The sequence below is a fragment of the Vibrio sp. 10N.247.311.51 genome, from assembly GCF_041467855.1.
Lineage (GTDB): Bacteria > Pseudomonadota > Gammaproteobacteria > Enterobacterales > Vibrionaceae > Vibrio > Vibrio coralliirubri.
Genome location: NZ_JBFSVK010000043.1, coordinates 18,258 through 32,507, shown reverse-complemented (window position 1 = coordinate 32,507; position 14,250 = coordinate 18,258). Strand labels below are relative to the sequence as shown.

At 42.7% G+C, this 14,250-nt stretch carries 13 protein-coding genes; 9 read left to right on the top strand and 4 right to left on the bottom strand.

Going from position 1 to position 14,250, the window contains the following annotated elements; genetic code table 11:
• Nucleotides 1-270: 270 nt before the first annotated feature.
• The 4 genes from AB6E85_RS24485 to radC form a co-directional block, all read right to left on the bottom strand.
• The gene (locus AB6E85_RS24485; protein WP_372093044.1) at nucleotides 271-522 is read right to left on the bottom strand and encodes a hypothetical protein; all 252 of its coding nucleotides are present in this window, start codon (nucleotides 520-522) and stop codon (nucleotides 271-273) included.
• A 176-nt stretch (nucleotides 523-698) separates the two neighbouring features.
• Nucleotides 699-1,139, bottom strand: a complete 441-nt coding sequence (locus AB6E85_RS24480) for a DUF2787 domain-containing protein (protein WP_146454606.1) — start codon at nucleotides 1,137-1,139, stop codon at nucleotides 699-701.
• 49 nt (nucleotides 1,140-1,188) lie between these two features.
• A complete protein-coding gene (locus tag AB6E85_RS24475) occupies nucleotides 1,189-1,617 on the bottom strand; it encodes a DUF2787 domain-containing protein (protein WP_009846899.1) in 429 nt (142 codons plus the stop codon).
• Entirely contained in the window at nucleotides 1,614-2,084 is a 471-nt protein-coding gene (radC, locus tag AB6E85_RS24470; protein WP_372144569.1) for a DNA repair protein RadC, read from the bottom strand. Before radC ends, AB6E85_RS24475 begins: the two co-directional genes overlap by 4 nt.
• A gap of 148 nt (nucleotides 2,085-2,232) precedes the next feature.
• Here radC and AB6E85_RS24465 point away from each other — a divergent pair, with 148 nt between their 5' ends.
• The 9 genes from AB6E85_RS24465 (at nucleotide 2,233) to AB6E85_RS24425 (ending at nucleotide 14,234) form a co-directional block, all read left to right on the top strand.
• Complete coding sequence (locus tag AB6E85_RS24465) at nucleotides 2,233-2,418, top strand: AlpA family transcriptional regulator (RefSeq protein ID WP_004734957.1); 186 nt, start codon at nucleotides 2,233-2,235, stop codon at nucleotides 2,416-2,418.
• A gap of 76 nt (nucleotides 2,419-2,494) precedes the next feature.
• Nucleotides 2,495-2,935, top strand: coding sequence for an RNase H family protein (locus tag AB6E85_RS24460; protein ID WP_372144567.1), 441 nt, complete (start codon nucleotides 2,495-2,497; stop codon nucleotides 2,933-2,935).
• A gap of 221 nt (nucleotides 2,936-3,156) precedes the next feature.
• Nucleotides 3,157-6,660 carry a type I restriction-modification system endonuclease gene (hsdR, locus tag AB6E85_RS24455; RefSeq protein ID WP_372144565.1) on the top strand — a complete coding sequence of 1,168 codons (3,504 nt, stop codon included), beginning with the start codon at nucleotides 3,157-3,159 and terminating at the stop codon, nucleotides 6,658-6,660.
• A gap of 180 nt (nucleotides 6,661-6,840) precedes the next feature.
• The gene (locus AB6E85_RS24450; protein ID WP_372144563.1) at nucleotides 6,841-8,415 is read left to right on the top strand and encodes an N-6 DNA methylase; all 1,575 of its coding nucleotides are present in this window, start codon (nucleotides 6,841-6,843) and stop codon (nucleotides 8,413-8,415) included.
• Nucleotides 8,415-9,953 carry a restriction endonuclease subunit S gene (locus AB6E85_RS24445; RefSeq protein ID WP_372144561.1) on the top strand — a complete coding sequence of 513 codons (1,539 nt, stop codon included), beginning with the start codon at nucleotides 8,415-8,417 and terminating at the stop codon, nucleotides 9,951-9,953. The genes AB6E85_RS24450 and AB6E85_RS24445 overlap by 1 nt, the downstream gene beginning before the upstream one ends.
• A 21-nt stretch (nucleotides 9,954-9,974) precedes the next feature.
• A complete protein-coding gene (locus AB6E85_RS24440; RefSeq protein ID WP_372144559.1) occupies nucleotides 9,975-11,657 on the top strand; it encodes an RNA-directed DNA polymerase in 1,683 nt (560 codons plus the stop codon).
• A 26-nt stretch (nucleotides 11,658-11,683) separates the two neighbouring features.
• The gene (locus tag AB6E85_RS24435) at nucleotides 11,684-12,391 is read left to right on the top strand and encodes a hypothetical protein (protein ID WP_372144557.1); all 708 of its coding nucleotides are present in this window, start codon (nucleotides 11,684-11,686) and stop codon (nucleotides 12,389-12,391) included.
• A 173-nt stretch (nucleotides 12,392-12,564) separates the two neighbouring features.
• Nucleotides 12,565-13,032, top strand: a complete 468-nt coding sequence (locus AB6E85_RS24430) for a Panacea domain-containing protein (protein WP_372125525.1) — start codon at nucleotides 12,565-12,567, stop codon at nucleotides 13,030-13,032.
• Nucleotides 13,029-14,234, top strand: coding sequence for a RelA/SpoT domain-containing protein (locus AB6E85_RS24425; RefSeq protein ID WP_372144555.1), 1,206 nt, complete (start codon nucleotides 13,029-13,031; stop codon nucleotides 14,232-14,234). Before AB6E85_RS24430 ends, AB6E85_RS24425 begins: the two co-directional genes overlap by 4 nt.
• The last annotated feature ends 16 nt before the right edge of the window (nucleotides 14,235-14,250 follow it).

The window sequence follows — 14,250 nt, the reverse complement described above, 5'->3', positions numbered from 1 at the left end:
TCAATCTTTTTCACCGTCTGAGAGAAGTTTTTTACCCGAGTTAAGGTGAACGACTCTTTTCGTTGGATTAAAGCGATGAGCTCTTCATCATTGGTATGATGCAGTACATTACTTGTGGTCATTGTGAATCCTTGGTTGGGTGTCTATGAACCATCACTGATGGCATTAGGATAAGGATGGGTGAGACAAATAACGTCTCACTCAAATGGCGGATAATGATTATGTGAAATGGGCTGTATATTTGAATTTAAATGGCCTCGGGAAAGGCCATTATTTATCCTTTGCTGCTTCTAGAATTTCACTTAGTAGGTAACCTCTATTCATCAACTCAATAGTGGCTAAGAGTCGTTTTAGGTGGGTGGAAGAAAGGCGTTGAACGAATTCAAACAGTTCGTGATCTGAGCTTTGCTCTACCTCCTTTTTAAAGTGCTGATACTGTTCATTAAGGTAATGACAACTCGCGAGAGCGGCTCTGATAAGCGCTTTTGTGAGCTGCTCTTTTAATGGGGAGATATTGGGCATGATTGTTATCACTTATCGGTAATGTCGTGATAAGTCGTGGGGTGGGAGTCTATGATGAAAAGTCATTCAGGCCTTGCTACATATAGGGTTAGCTCTCTCCGAAGCACGACTTTTGATGGCTGTAGTGGTCCGGTGCCTTTGTATCGTGACATAGACCCGGACGGGGTGTTCTCTCATTACGAAGTGATAGATATAGAGTCAAACGCTTCCATATCTATGTAGCTTAAGAAGTTATCCTGCCAAAGCTCGAACATCTCTACAGCGGAATAGTTACCCTTGATTGGGCTCCATCCCCCGAACTCTGTAAAGAACGCTTGGTCTCGAAAATCAAAGTCTAGACATCGCGCCAATTCTGGATACACATTCCCAACGTAAGCAAAATCAGTGATGTATTCGACATTCCATAGACCACTGGAGATCTTTGTCATCGCGATTTCAACAGGGTGAAATCCACCAGCTTCTGAGTTGTATGAACTATCTCGAAAGTTGAACGTCAGGTAAGTACTTTGGGCTATTGACTCACTCTGGGTTGATTGTTGTTGAAAATGGTTGTTTAACAGTGCATGAAGTTTGTCTGACACGGGTAAGCTTGATGGGTGAAAGAGCAGAGTAGACATAATGATGCCTCCTTGAGTTTAGGTGAACGAGTAGGGTGATTGGTTAGCCTTAGCGGACTTGAGTGAGCTGTATGTCATCGAAAACATGCTGAGTTAAATGCTCATGGAAAGCGCACATCCAGGCTTGGAACACTTTTGTTGTGACAGGGTGGCTCAGGCTCGCTGCCCCTGCATCTGGTTGATAGCACCAGTGATTAAGTAGGTGGAAATAAAGATACACATCGAGCGAGTCGGTGGATTTGTCTTGATAAGTAAAATTGGCCACGAAAACCAAATTCCAATCAGAGCGTGAATTCTCCCGCTTTAACTGAATTTCTACAGGGGCGACCCCTTCCTTTGTTTTGTAGTAGCTTGTGTTTCGACAGTTGAGTGCAATGCGTGTCGTGTCTTTAGGGATCGAGTAGCGAGCTATGGTTTGCTCTAACTGCTGGTGGAGCTTGCTATTGAGAGTGATGTCACCATAGTGTTTCTCAATCATAACCAGCCTCTCTCTGCAAACGATGTGCATTGTTCCCCGACAACAATATGATCCAGAACTCGAACATCAATGAGCGCTAAAGCATCTTGCAATCTCGTCGTGATGCGCTTGTCTGCTTGTGATGGCGCAGAGTCGCCTGATGGATGGTTATGAGCAAAGATAACCGCTGCCGCATTGGCCTTCAGAGCAGTCTTTACAACCTCCCTTGGATAGACGCTTGCCGCATCAATCGTCCCTTGAAACAACTCCTCAAAGTCAATTAATCGGTGTTGGTTATCTAGCAACATGACGGCGAACACTTCGCGTTCACTGCCGCCTATCTTAAATCGCAAATAGTCTCGGGTAGCTTGTGGATTGGTAAATACATCTCCTCGTACATAACGATCTTCTAATATCTCTGCTGCCTTTTCTAGAACGCGATGTTCATGCTCTTGCTGTGAGAGTAGTGGTGGTGAAAGTGTTCTCATTTTGGTTCTCCTTTAATCAGGCTTTAGGTCATTCACTTTAATGACATATACCTCAAAAAAGTTTGAATCAGAGTCAGCCGAACCAGCCTCATTTTTTTTAACACTATCTCCTTATCCCATGAGGACCACAGGCATAGGAGAACGTCCCATGAGATTTTTAAAGCTAAAAGAAGTGATTGAGAAAACCGCATTAAGCCGCTCGGCGATCTACAGAAAAATGGACGAGGGTGATTTTCCTGTATCGGTAAGCTTGGGAGATAGGGCGGTCGCTTGGGTAGAAGAAGAGGTGAATAACTGGATGGAAATGCGCTTGGCTGAAAGACCAAGCCATTAATACTGAATTAACGCCACTGCACCAATTAAGGCATTACCAAAATGGTAGGCCAAAACTCGAACAAAGGAGCAAGACCATGAATGAAGAAAACTGTGCAATTTATATCGGTATCGCAACATCAAAAGGAAACGCATCAAAACTACAGGGTGGGGTTGGTATCAGTGTTTATAACTACGATGGGCAGTTAGTTGACGAAAATAATCTATTAGTCGGTGAGATTGCCGATAGTGCTGAGTTAGAGCTTATCGCATTGATAGAAGCTATAGCTTATGCCAGAGATGGAGACTGCCTGTATTCGAGTAGTGAATATTGTGTGAAAGGGTTCAATGAATGGTTAGATAACTGGAAAGCAAAGGGGTGGCGAAAATCTGATAAGAAGCCAGTAGCTAACCGTCATTTATGGCAACAAGTTGATACGTTGAGATCAAGTAAGTTTGTTGAAGTAAGACGTGCGCATAAGGTCGGGGATTTTGAACAGATGGGAAGAGCGGGGGATATGGCTAGGGAAGTGATTTGAGGTTTCTCAGCCTTCGTTCTTATCCTTTATGGATATTACTTATTTATAGAACAGCAGATCTAGCGAAAGATGAGCCTTAAATACAGATACGCTCCTGAGTCACAATTTGATGTTTTTTAAGCGAAATGTGAGTCTTCTCTTACGTAATAATGAAATTACGAATGGGATAAGTATGAAATCATGTAAACTGCATCTAGGTTTCAGTTGGCTCAGGGACACTCATGGCTTCGTCAAACTTTGATTTTTTACAAGGGGTTAATGACACCTTGTATGCGATTGCGCTTTCTGCTGAGCGCAATTTGCACCAAGATCCTCACACTACCTTGTTTAAGGTTCGTTTACTCTCCGAAGAGATCGTTGGCTTTATCGCAGAGCTAGTTAAGCTCGCTCCGAATTTATCAACCTTTGACCAGCTAAAAGAGTTGGGAAATCGGGGACTCTTAGATGATGAACGATTAACAATATTTCATGCACTGAGAAAGCATGGCAACAAAGCTGCGCATGGTTATTACAATAATCCGGTTGCAGCAGGCCACGCTTTAGAAATCTCTCATAAAGCTGCGACGATTTACTATCGAGTTAAGACAGGTGAAGCTAATTTTCAACCACCAAAGTATGTTCCGCCAGTTGAAGAGAAAACAGCAGAATTGGTCGAGCAATCCAAGAAAGAGATTGCGCGGCTAAAAGAAGTAATTAAGCAGTTGGAAGCGCAGCAATCAGTTGAGCTTGCTCTACCACACCGTCAATTCAAATCTCTGGTTGGATTCAAGCAGCAGCTATCCGTATTAGAAGCCAATGATTCAATGAGTGTAGAGAAAGCCAAAGCTCGCATTCGTGAATTAGAAACCCAATTACGTGAGCGCAGCCAAGAACAACCGACCAACCTCGATGAAGCTGAAGAAGCTAAAACGCTCAAGCAGCGTGTCGAGATACTTAAAAATAGCCGCTTTGACTTAACGGAAGAGCAAACTCGATTCATTATCGATCAGCAGTTACGAGATGCCGGGTGGGAAGCTGACTCAGTTGTTCTTGATTACCGTAAAGGTGTTCGTCCTGAGAAAGGACGTAATATGGCAATTGCAGAGTGGGAAATGCAGGGGCAGAAGCATCGTGCTGATTATGTCTTGTTTGTTGGCTTAATCCCTATTGCAGCCGTTGAAGCGAAAAGAAAGCGCATTAACGTTTCTGGCGCAATTGCTCAAGCAGAGCGTTATAGCAGAGAGTTTGATCCTCAAAGTATCGTTGACCTTGAAGACGAGATTAAGCCAGCTTGGATAGAGGCTGGACGCAGCGAATCGTGGCAAGGATGTGAAGGTGAAGCCAACTATAAACTACCTTTTGTCTTTGCTTGTAATGGCAAGCCTTTCTTACGTCAAATGCAAGAGCAAAGCGGAACATGGTTCCGTGATTGTCGTTTAGCTTCTAATGCAAAACGTGCCTGTCAGAGCTTTATGAGTCCCGCGGGGCTACTGGACTTACTGCATCGAGATCACCATAAAGCACAGCAAGAGATGGTTGTTGAGCCGTTTGAGTACCTTGGGCTGAGACCATATCAGAAAAAGGCTGTTATCGCGGTAGAAGAAGCACTAGCTCAAAATAAACGTGAAAGCTTATTAGCCATGGCTACAGGTACGGGTAAAACACGGACAATCATTGGTCTGCTTTACCGCTTCCTGAAAACGGAAAGATTTAAGCGTATCTTATTTCTCGTCGACCGCTCTGCTCTAGGTGATCAAGCGACTGAAGCTTTCGATGAAACACCTTTAGAGCAAAAACGTCGTTTGTCCAAAATCTATGACATAAAAGAAATGTCAGATAAGTTGCCAGAGGCCGAGACTCGCGTACATGTTGCGACCGTGCAGGCCATGGTGAAGCGTTTGTTTGAAGATAAAGATAGCGACAATGATAATGCGGTGATCCTACCCGTTGACCAATACGATTGTATTATCGTTGATGAAGCTCACCGTGGTTATACATTGGATCAAGAGTTGGGTGAATCTGAGTTAGTAGCGCGAGACCCTAACCTTTATCGTTCTAGTTACCGTCGTGTACTTGATTATTTTGATGCTGTAAAAATCGGTTTAACTGCCACTCCCGCAGCGCATACCGCAGAGATTTTCGGCCCCCCAGTTTACACTTATTCGTATCGTGAGGCGGTGGCTGAAGATTATCTTATCGACCATGAAACTCCTATCACCTATAAAACAAGGCTTAACCAAGCGGGTATAAAATTCAATCAAGGTGAGCAAGTCGACGTTGTCGATACCTTATCGGGAGAAGTGAACAGTGTAGAGCTTGAGGACGAGCTTGATTTCCATGTTGAGAATTTCAACCGCACTGTGATTAACGAGAATTTTGATCGTACGGTGTGTGAAGCTCTAGCTGAAGATATCGATCCAACCAGCCAAGAGAAAACCATGATTTTCTGTGTTACCGATCAACACGCAGATAGAGTAGAACGCTTACTGGTAGAAGCCCTCCAGAAGGTCCATGGTGATGATATTCCTGCTCATGCCGTGCAAAAAATCACGGGTAGCACGGATAAAGTGAAGCAAGCCATCCGTAAATTTAAAAACGAAACTTTCCCCAATGTAGCAATTACGGTCGATCTACTTACTACAGGCATTGATGTACCTAAGATTTGTAATCTTGTCTTTATGCGCAGAGTTAAGTCGCGCATTTTGTACGAACAAATGTTAGGTCGAGCTACCCGTCGTTGTGATGAAATTGGAAAAACCGTATTTAGAATCTTTGACCCGGTTGACCTGTATGCCTCGTTAGAGCAAGTGAACACCATGAAGCCCGTGGTTAAAAGGCCGAATATTACAATTGAGCAATTGATTGATGAAGTGTCTGACGAGCGTAATCTTGATTTAGCAGGTAGTGAAGAAGGACGCAGCTTTGCAGAAGATGCTCTTGATGAACTAAGCCAAAAGGTCATGCGTGTTATGCGCAAGGCGCAGACGCGAGCAGAAAAAGACCCAATCCTGAAACAAGAGCTGGAGAGTATTGAACAAGAGTGGGGATGTCCTGCTGATAAAATCCACCAGCAACTGCACCAAGCTGGACCTAAGCAAGCAGCACAAATGCTAAAACAGCACAGTAGTTTAGCTAAGCGAGTTGATAGTGTGCGAGGGATGCTAAATGGTGGTGAGAAATACATTATTTCTGATCATGAGGATGAGTTTATCATTCGAGAGCAGAACTTTTCCGCTTACAGTAAACCAGAGGATTATCTCACCGCATTTGAGCGCTTCATTAAAGATAATCTTAACAGTAATGCCGCTCTTAATGCCGTTGTGAGTAAGCCCAGAGAGCTGACTCGTGCTCAGTTAAAAGAGATTCGTATCTTATTGGATGACCAAGATTTTAAAGAAGCCGATTTACAAAGCGCATGGAAGAAGACAACGAATCGCGATATTGCAGCGTCGATAGTGGGTCACATACGCAGGGCAGCGCTAGGTGAAGCGTTAATACCTTATGAGCGACGTATAGATATGGCAATGGATAGTATCTATGCCATGCATTCATGGACTAAGCCTCAGCTCAAATGGTTGGATCGCATTGCCAAGCAACTTAAAAAAGAAGTCGTCTTACAAACGAATGATATTAATCGAAGTTTTGCTCAAGATGGTGGCTGTATGGAGTTAGATAAGCGTTTGAATGGGCAGCTAGAGCAAGTTTTAGCTGCACTAAATGAGCACATTTGGCAGCAACAAGGTTAACAAAAACTGCATTCCGCTCTAGGGCGGTGCTGGTGGTATTGTCGTCAATCAGTACATGAACGACCATAAGGCCAAAGCTAATTTAAAGGCTGAGTGATACACTCAGCCTAATTATTTTTATTTGTATTTTGTCAGCTCGTTTACATAAAACAAGCTGTGCACCTGCTAGGAAAAAGCAAAATGAACAACAATGAAATCGTACAAAAACTTTGGAAACTGTGTGACGTACTACGTGATGACGGTATTACTTACACGGACTACGTCACTGAATTAGTGTTGTTGTTGTTCATAAAAATGGAAACCGAACAAGCGGAAGCCGGAATTACTCAACATGTCTTGCCTGAAGGGTGTCGTTGGTCGGATATCGCAACTCAAACCGGTATTAAACAGTATGATAACTACCGTCAAATGCTGCTTGATCTGGGTAAACACCACGATCCATTACTTGCTGCAATTTATGCTGGCGCACAAACAAGCCTTAAAGAGCCTAAGCACCTTAGTCAATTGGTAAAGCGCATTGATGAACTTGATTGGTTCTCAGCGCGTGAAGATGGTCTAGGTGACTTGTATGAAGGCTTGTTAGAGAAGAATGCTAATGAAACCAAATCGGGTGCAGGTCAATACTTTACTCCACGTCCTCTAATTGACACGATTGTTAAGTTAATGAACCCGAAAGCTGGGGAAACGATTCAAGACCCCGCAGCAGGTACAGCAGGCTTCTTGATCGCTGCTCATGAGTTTATTAAAGATAAAACCGATGACCTTTATGATTTAGGTGAAAAAGAGCAAGATTTTCAAAAGCGTAAAGCTTATAACGGCATGGAGTTGGTTCCCTCTACGCGTCGCTTAGCTTTGATGAACTGTCTATTGCACGGTATTGAAGGTGAGGGTGAAGGTGCCATTCATGAAGGTAATACTCTGAGTGGAGAGGGTGCGCAGCTACCGAAAGTGAATCTGATTCTTTCTAATCCTCCCTTTGGTACATCTAAAGGTGGCGGCGGTCCAACTCGTGATGATTTGACCTATGAAACCAGTAATAAGCAACTGGCTTTTTTACAGCACATCTATCGTCATTTAAAGCCGGGTGGTCGCGCGGCTGTCGTACTCCCTGATAACGTTTTGTTTGAAGGGGGCGTTGGGCAAAAGGTTCGAGCGGACCTAATGAACAAGTGTAACCTCCATACTATTCTGCGTTTACCTACTGGTATTTTTTACGCTCAAGGGGTGAAGACCAACGTACTATTCTTCCAAAAAGGCACACCAGAAAACGAAGACCAAGAAGAAAACTGTACGACCAATACATGGGTATACGACATGCGTACCAATATGAATACTTTTGGTAAACGACGTCCATTGACTGAAAGACACTTTGCACCTTTTATTGAAGCTTATGGTAGCGATGCTAACGGTCAATCACCGCGTATTGAAGGCGTGTGGCAACAGCTTGGTGAGGTTGAGAGTGACGCTGAAAACACATCAGAAAATGCTCGTTGGAAGAAGTTTAACCGTGAATACATCCGTGAACAAAAAGGAGATAGTTTAGATATTTCTTGGCTGAAAGACCTAGAAGCTACCAGCGCAGAAAACCTGCCAGAGCCTAAGTTACTAGCGGGTGAAGCCATGGCAGAGCTGACTGAAGCGATGTCAGAAATTTACCAACTAATGCAATCACTTGGTGCGAATGATGAAGCTGAGGCTCAAAAACAATTACTTGAAGAAGCATTTGGCTTAGCAGAAAAGCCGGAGGCAAAGTAATGAGTGAACTGCCAAAAGGTTGGTTAAATTCAAAATTGTCTGTTGTTGGAAATACGGTGACGGGAAATACACCGCCAAGGAAGAACCCAGAGTTCTATGATGGGAATATACCATTTGTTAAACCTGGAGATATAGATTTCGATAAAGAACTAAGTCAGGCAGAAGAGACTTTATCGGACCTTGGTTGCGGTAAAGCAAGAGTTCTCAAAAAAGGGAGTGTTCTTGTAACGTGTATTGGCAACATAGGTCGCGTCGGTTTGGCGACGCAGCCAATGGCAACAAATCAACAAATTAACTCTATAGAATTTGACGATTTAATTCTGCCTAAGTATGCATTTTATTATTGTAGGACACTGTCGAGTTGGCTTAAATTTAATGCATCGGCAACTACTGTTCCTATTATCAATAAAAGTAAGTTTTCCGAAGCACCATTTAAAGTGGCTCCACTAGCCGAACAAAAACGCATCGTAGAAAAACTTGATGAAGTATTGGCGCAGGTCGACACCATCAAAGCACGTTTAGATGGTATCCCTGATTTGCTCAAACGCTTTCGCCAATCGGTACTGGCTTCAGCAGTTTCCGGGAAGCTGACAGATGAGTGGCGTGAGCTCAATAAACCATCCTTTACAAACGAAGAGTTTAGGGATGCTATTACGGAGTATAGATACCAAGCTTGGTTAAATGAAAAACAAAAAAAATACGAAGAGAAAGGTAAACTCCCGAAATCAGATGCTTGGAAGAATAAATATGTAGCCCCAACTTTTGATGGTGAACACTTAGAAACACTCCCAAATGGGTGGATTCAAGATGTACTAGAAGGTTTGGTGTATATATCAGCTCGTATTGGTTGGAAAGGTCTTAAGGCATCGGAATATACAAATGAAGGGCCGCTGTTCTTATCCGTACATGGCTTAAATCATGGCACATATGTTGAGTTATCAGAAGCTTTTCATATTAGTGAAGAGCGATACCTCGAAAGCCCGGAAATTATGCTAAAGAACGATGATATTTTGCTTTGTAAAGATGGGGCTGGCATCGGGAAGATTGCAATCGTAAAAGGGTTAGATGAGAAAGCATCAATTAACTCGTCTTTATTACTTATCCGAGCTGGTGACTTTTTTGATACCAAGTTCCTTTATTACTTGTTGTCGGGACCTAAGATGCAATCACTGGTACACGATCGAATGACTGGGAGCGCCGTTCCTCATTTGTTTCAACGCGATGTAAAGGAGTTTATTCTTGATGTTCCACCTTTGATAGAACAAAAAGAAATCGTCCGCCTAGTTGACCAGTACTTCGCATTTGCTGAAACAATCGAAGCGCAGGTAAAAAAAGCTCAAGCAAAGGTTGATAACCTCACGCAAAGCATTCTAGCTAAAGCCTTCCGCGGTGAGTTAGTGTCGCAAGACCCAAGCGATGAACCCGCCGATAAGCTACTAGAGCGTATCGCTAAGGCCCGCGAGGAGGCGGAAGCGTTAGCCAAAGCAGCTAAGAAAGCGGAAGCTGCCAAAAAACGCGCAGCGAAAGCAACAAAGTAACTTTTTATTGAGTACGCCTTTATGCGTACTCTTTTTTTTTATCAAATAACAAGAATAGGTAGTGAAATGTCAAAAGAAGTGACTTTAGAGCATTTTGCCAAGGCTGCTAGAGAAGTTGGTGCTCACGGAGACAACGATACTCTCCCTTTTGATCTTGATAACAGGTTTATCTCTGATTGCCATGCCGATATTGCGCAGGTTGCTTACGATCTTTTCCAAACCTTAGAGAAGGGTGGAAAAAAGAGCGCTAGGCAGATAATTGACTCTCTTTCCATTTTTCATGAGCGACTTCTTGTACCAAGCGGGACAAGTGGCTTTCGGATCACAACTAAAATACACCCGTTTTGGAACGTATACATAAATGGTCTTGCAATTGCCATTTCTGAAAAACTAGCCCCTCTTAGGCACGATGGGGCACATTCATATAGACACTCTGATGAAGACAATCGATTGTTTTTGCAGGAGCATTCTTGGTACTCATATAAGTCTGCTACACTCGATGAGCCTTTGTTAGCAGATGATAAATCAGTTGTCGTTCAAACCGATGTATCGGGGTTCTATGAACATATTTATCACCATCGCTTGGAAAACCTGATAGGTGACCTCTTCTCTGAGCACTCTACTGTTTCTGCTCAGCTAGACAGAATACTTAACCAAATGAGTTCAGGAAGATCATTTGGTCTTCCTGTCGGAGGGCAGTGCTCACGTGTGTTAGCTGAAGTTTTAATGCATGCAATTGATGAACTACTTGCATCATCAGGTATAGCTTGGCACCGTTATGTTGATGATTATACTTTGATCGCAAGCAACCAATCTGATGCTTACAAAGCCTTATCCTCATTATCTAGATACCTTGCAGATTACGGTTTGTCCCTTAACCGTACTAAAACGACTTTTTTAAGTGCATTACACTATAAGAACTTTGTTACAGCACAGCTTAGCTCTGATGATGAGGAGGCTGGGAAGCTTAAAGAAATTGATTTGTATTTTGACCCTTATACTGATGACCCTCACGCAGAGTATGAAGAGTTACAGCAGGCGGTAAATGAGATTGATGTAGTAAACCTTTTACAAGCAGAGACGTTTAAGAGTCAGCCTGATTCATACTTAGTCGCTCAAATAAGTCGAACTTTGGAATTTCAAAGCCCACAAGCAGCAGCTCAGCTTTGTCAAACCTTATTGAAACCTAAAAACTTGAATGCATTTAGAGCATCATGGTCGAAAATTATGAGGGGTATTTCAAAGATACGGTCGGACGAACGCTTTAGTTCGATTCATGTAGCAATAGACTCTAGCTTGGACCGTGTTATCGATAGCTGTGAGCACTTATTGCTACCAGAGGCCAATTGTTTACATTTCATGCGGGCTATTAGATTTAAAGAAACGCAAACACGAGCTGTTTTTGTTCAGGAACGATTTAACAATTCAGAGTTTGTCACAGTTAAGCGGGCTAGTGTTGATTGTTGGCGACATTGGAAAAGCAGGTCGCGGTTTTTATCAGCGAGTAACAGATACGATGCTAGCCATGAAGAGTTGCAACGAATGTTTTGGCTGGCGTCATACAAATTTGGGGATGAGGGAAATCACTTTAGGGGCAGGGTGAAGAAAAAAATCGAACACTCTTGGGCTCTAGGGTTTGAGAGTAAAGAATCAAATTCATTCGCTGAACTTTACAAGGGGTGGTCTGCATCATGCGATTCTTAAGACTGCCATTCACAGACCCCCGAACTGTGGCTAGAGACATTCCCGGCATTTCCGAAATTCTATTTCCGGGGTTGGTCCCCGGTATAGTTGCGGGGCTAAATCAAACATGGTTGGAACTTGAGGATATAGAGGCAGTTTCAGAAGTCGAACTCAGCAAGATGAGTTTAAGTCCGGCTATGCTTTATGAGATAGCCTGTGCTAGAGCCGAGTTTTTACTCCGAGGAGAGGAGTTGATTGAGGGGGATTATCTAGATGTGGCCTTAAAAAGGCAGTCTCGCTTTTTTGATGCTCAAACACCTAGTCAGTTAACTGATAAAGACAGAGGGTTAATTCAATTAGTTGCAAGTAATTTAGTGTTGGGACTGGGTGAGCTGGCAAAGGGAAAAGAGATCACCATTTCCCCATCTATTGCTGGACTGGAGTGGATATCTTCTAGCCAAGGAGACTTTTGTTTTGGCGATTGCTTGGTGGAAGTGAAATGTACGAGCAAGAATTTTTCAGCGGGTGATTACCGCCAAACCCTTCTGTACTGGCTGCTTAACTTCACATATTCATTGTCTAATCCAGAGATTCTGCCTTGGAAATTCGGTATTATTTTTAATCCAAGGAAAAATAAATATGTACAAGTCAATTTCGAGGAGTTACATCGCTTAGTTGCTGGTGGACGGAATGTGATTGAAACAGTAGAGCTGCTTCAAAATACGATATTGTCAGCTAGAGCAAAACTTATCTAGCTATCGAACAGCAGTTAACGTAGTAACATCTTTACCTAACATGTTACTAATCTTTGCGAACGAGCATCTAACTGCGAATAAAATCACTGTCTTAAAATACAGCTATGGTTTACACTATTTTCGTTGCATCGACTGAAAAATGTAAACCTTTTAGACGAAATTGGATAAATAAAATGAAAACTTATCATACCTACAGCGCTGTAGATGTTGCATTGAGCTTGCTTAAGCATGCGAAAGAGCAAGGTAAATGTTTCTCCAATTTGCAGCTACAGAAACTAACTTATGTTTGCCATGGTCTGTCTTTGGCACATTTTCAACGCCCTCTAGTGGTTGATGACGTATTTGCATGGAAGTTTGGTCCAGTAGTGCCATCTGTGTATTTCCGTTTTAAGTCGTACGGAGCGAACGTCATTACCGAACAGGGTGATGTGGTTCTAGATGCTGAAAGCGAATCTATCGTGAAGGATGTTGTTTCTCAACTTGGTCATTTAACTGGACCACAATTGGTGGACCTAACACACCGAGATGGTAGCCCGTGGCATCAAGTATGGGATGGAACGCACCAGAAAGTGATCCCAGATCATCTAATTCAATCCCACTACGCGCAAATTAAACAATCAGGACGTACTACTAGCCTGTGAGTAATAAAGAAAAAAGTGTCGTCAGTTTCCTAATTGACGACACCCCATCTGCTGAACAAGCATCCAAAACCTTCCATGACGACTACGAGCTGAACTTTCAAGACTTCCTTGAACGTACGGTAGATGAAAGTGCAGCTGAAGATTTTTCTTATTCCAATAATGGAGTGAAAAAAGCAGGTAGAAGACTTCGTAAAAAAGAAGGTGATCTTAAGTCAGCCACCGCCACTATCCAGCAGTTCCGTGCCGCCCATGAAAAGCCTCTTAATACTATTGCCTATCTTGTTGGTCGTTGTTGTCGTGAACTCGGTATAGATGTTAAGCCAGTAACTCGATTAAAGCGCTTAGAAACTATAATTGATAAGCTTCAACGTAAATCACTTGATGGCAATACAGCGAATGCAACATGTGTAACCAACATGAATGATATTGGTGGCTGTCGAGCGATATTCCCTGATTTGATGTCGTTAGAGCAGGCAATATCTCAATTGCAAGGAACTGTAGAGAAGGTAGGGCGAGTTAGAATTAAAGATATTGATAATTACATCACTAACCCAAAGCCAAATGACTGTGGTTATAGAAGCTTACATGTGATTTATCGATATGATCATGCGAGTGGGAAGAGTTTTAACATAGAAGCTCAATTGAGAACTAGGCTTCAACACCTTTGGGCGACCACCGTTGAAATAGTGGATATCTTGGAAGGAACTAAGATAAAGACTCATTCTCATAGTGCCAATGAAGATAAAGACGACCTACAAATAAAATGGGAAGAGCTGCTCTCGATCATGAGTCGTTATATAGCTGATGCTGAAGGGGCTATAGAGTTAGGTCAAGAAGAGAAAGATCAATTTTCAATAAGGCTGCGTGAGCTAAATGATGAGATCAATGCGCTAGGTAGGCTTCAAACCTTTAGAATCTTATCTGAGAAAGTTGAAGCCTGTTGCAATGATGTAACCGAACATGTTTTGTTAATGATCAATGAGAACTCATTGGAGCTTATCTTTAGTGAGGAGTTCGACAATTACAGTAAAGCCATTTCGGTTTATAACGCTGCGGAAAAGATGACCCGTAGTCATTCTGGGATAAATACCCTACTCATCTCCACTAAGAATATGGGCCAGCTATCAGAAGCTTACCCCAATTATTTAGGTGACTGTGCTTCATTTATTTTGTTACTTCAAGAAGGTATGAAGCTTAATTAACTAATCTTCTCATATG

Coding starts and splice junctions, on each gene's coding strand:
- AB6E85_RS24485 (WP_372093044.1), bottom strand. CDS start 522: ATGCCCAATATCTCCCCATTAAAAGAGCAGCTCACAAAAGCGCTTATC.
- AB6E85_RS24480 (WP_146454606.1), bottom strand. CDS start 1,139: ATGTCTACTCTGCTCTTTCACCCATCAAGCTTACCCGTGTCAGACAAA.
- AB6E85_RS24475 (WP_009846899.1), bottom strand. CDS start 1,617: ATGATTGAGAAACACTATGGTGACATCACTCTCAATAGCAAGCTCCAC.
- radC (WP_372144569.1), bottom strand. CDS start 2,084: ATGAGAACACTTTCACCACCACTACTCTCACAGCAAGAGCATGAACAT.
- AB6E85_RS24465 (WP_004734957.1), top strand. CDS start 2,233: ATGAGATTTTTAAAGCTAAAAGAAGTGATTGAGAAAACCGCATTAAGC.
- AB6E85_RS24460 (WP_372144567.1), top strand. CDS start 2,495: ATGAATGAAGAAAACTGTGCAATTTATATCGGTATCGCAACATCAAAA.
- hsdR (WP_372144565.1), top strand. CDS start 3,157: ATGGCTTCGTCAAACTTTGATTTTTTACAAGGGGTTAATGACACCTTG.
- AB6E85_RS24450 (WP_372144563.1), top strand. CDS start 6,841: ATGAACAACAATGAAATCGTACAAAAACTTTGGAAACTGTGTGACGTA.
- AB6E85_RS24445 (WP_372144561.1), top strand. CDS start 8,415: ATGAGTGAACTGCCAAAAGGTTGGTTAAATTCAAAATTGTCTGTTGTT.
- AB6E85_RS24440 (WP_372144559.1), top strand. CDS start 9,975: ATGCGTACTCTTTTTTTTTATCAAATAACAAGAATAGGTAGTGAAATG.
- AB6E85_RS24430 (WP_372125525.1), top strand. CDS start 12,565: ATGAAAACTTATCATACCTACAGCGCTGTAGATGTTGCATTGAGCTTG.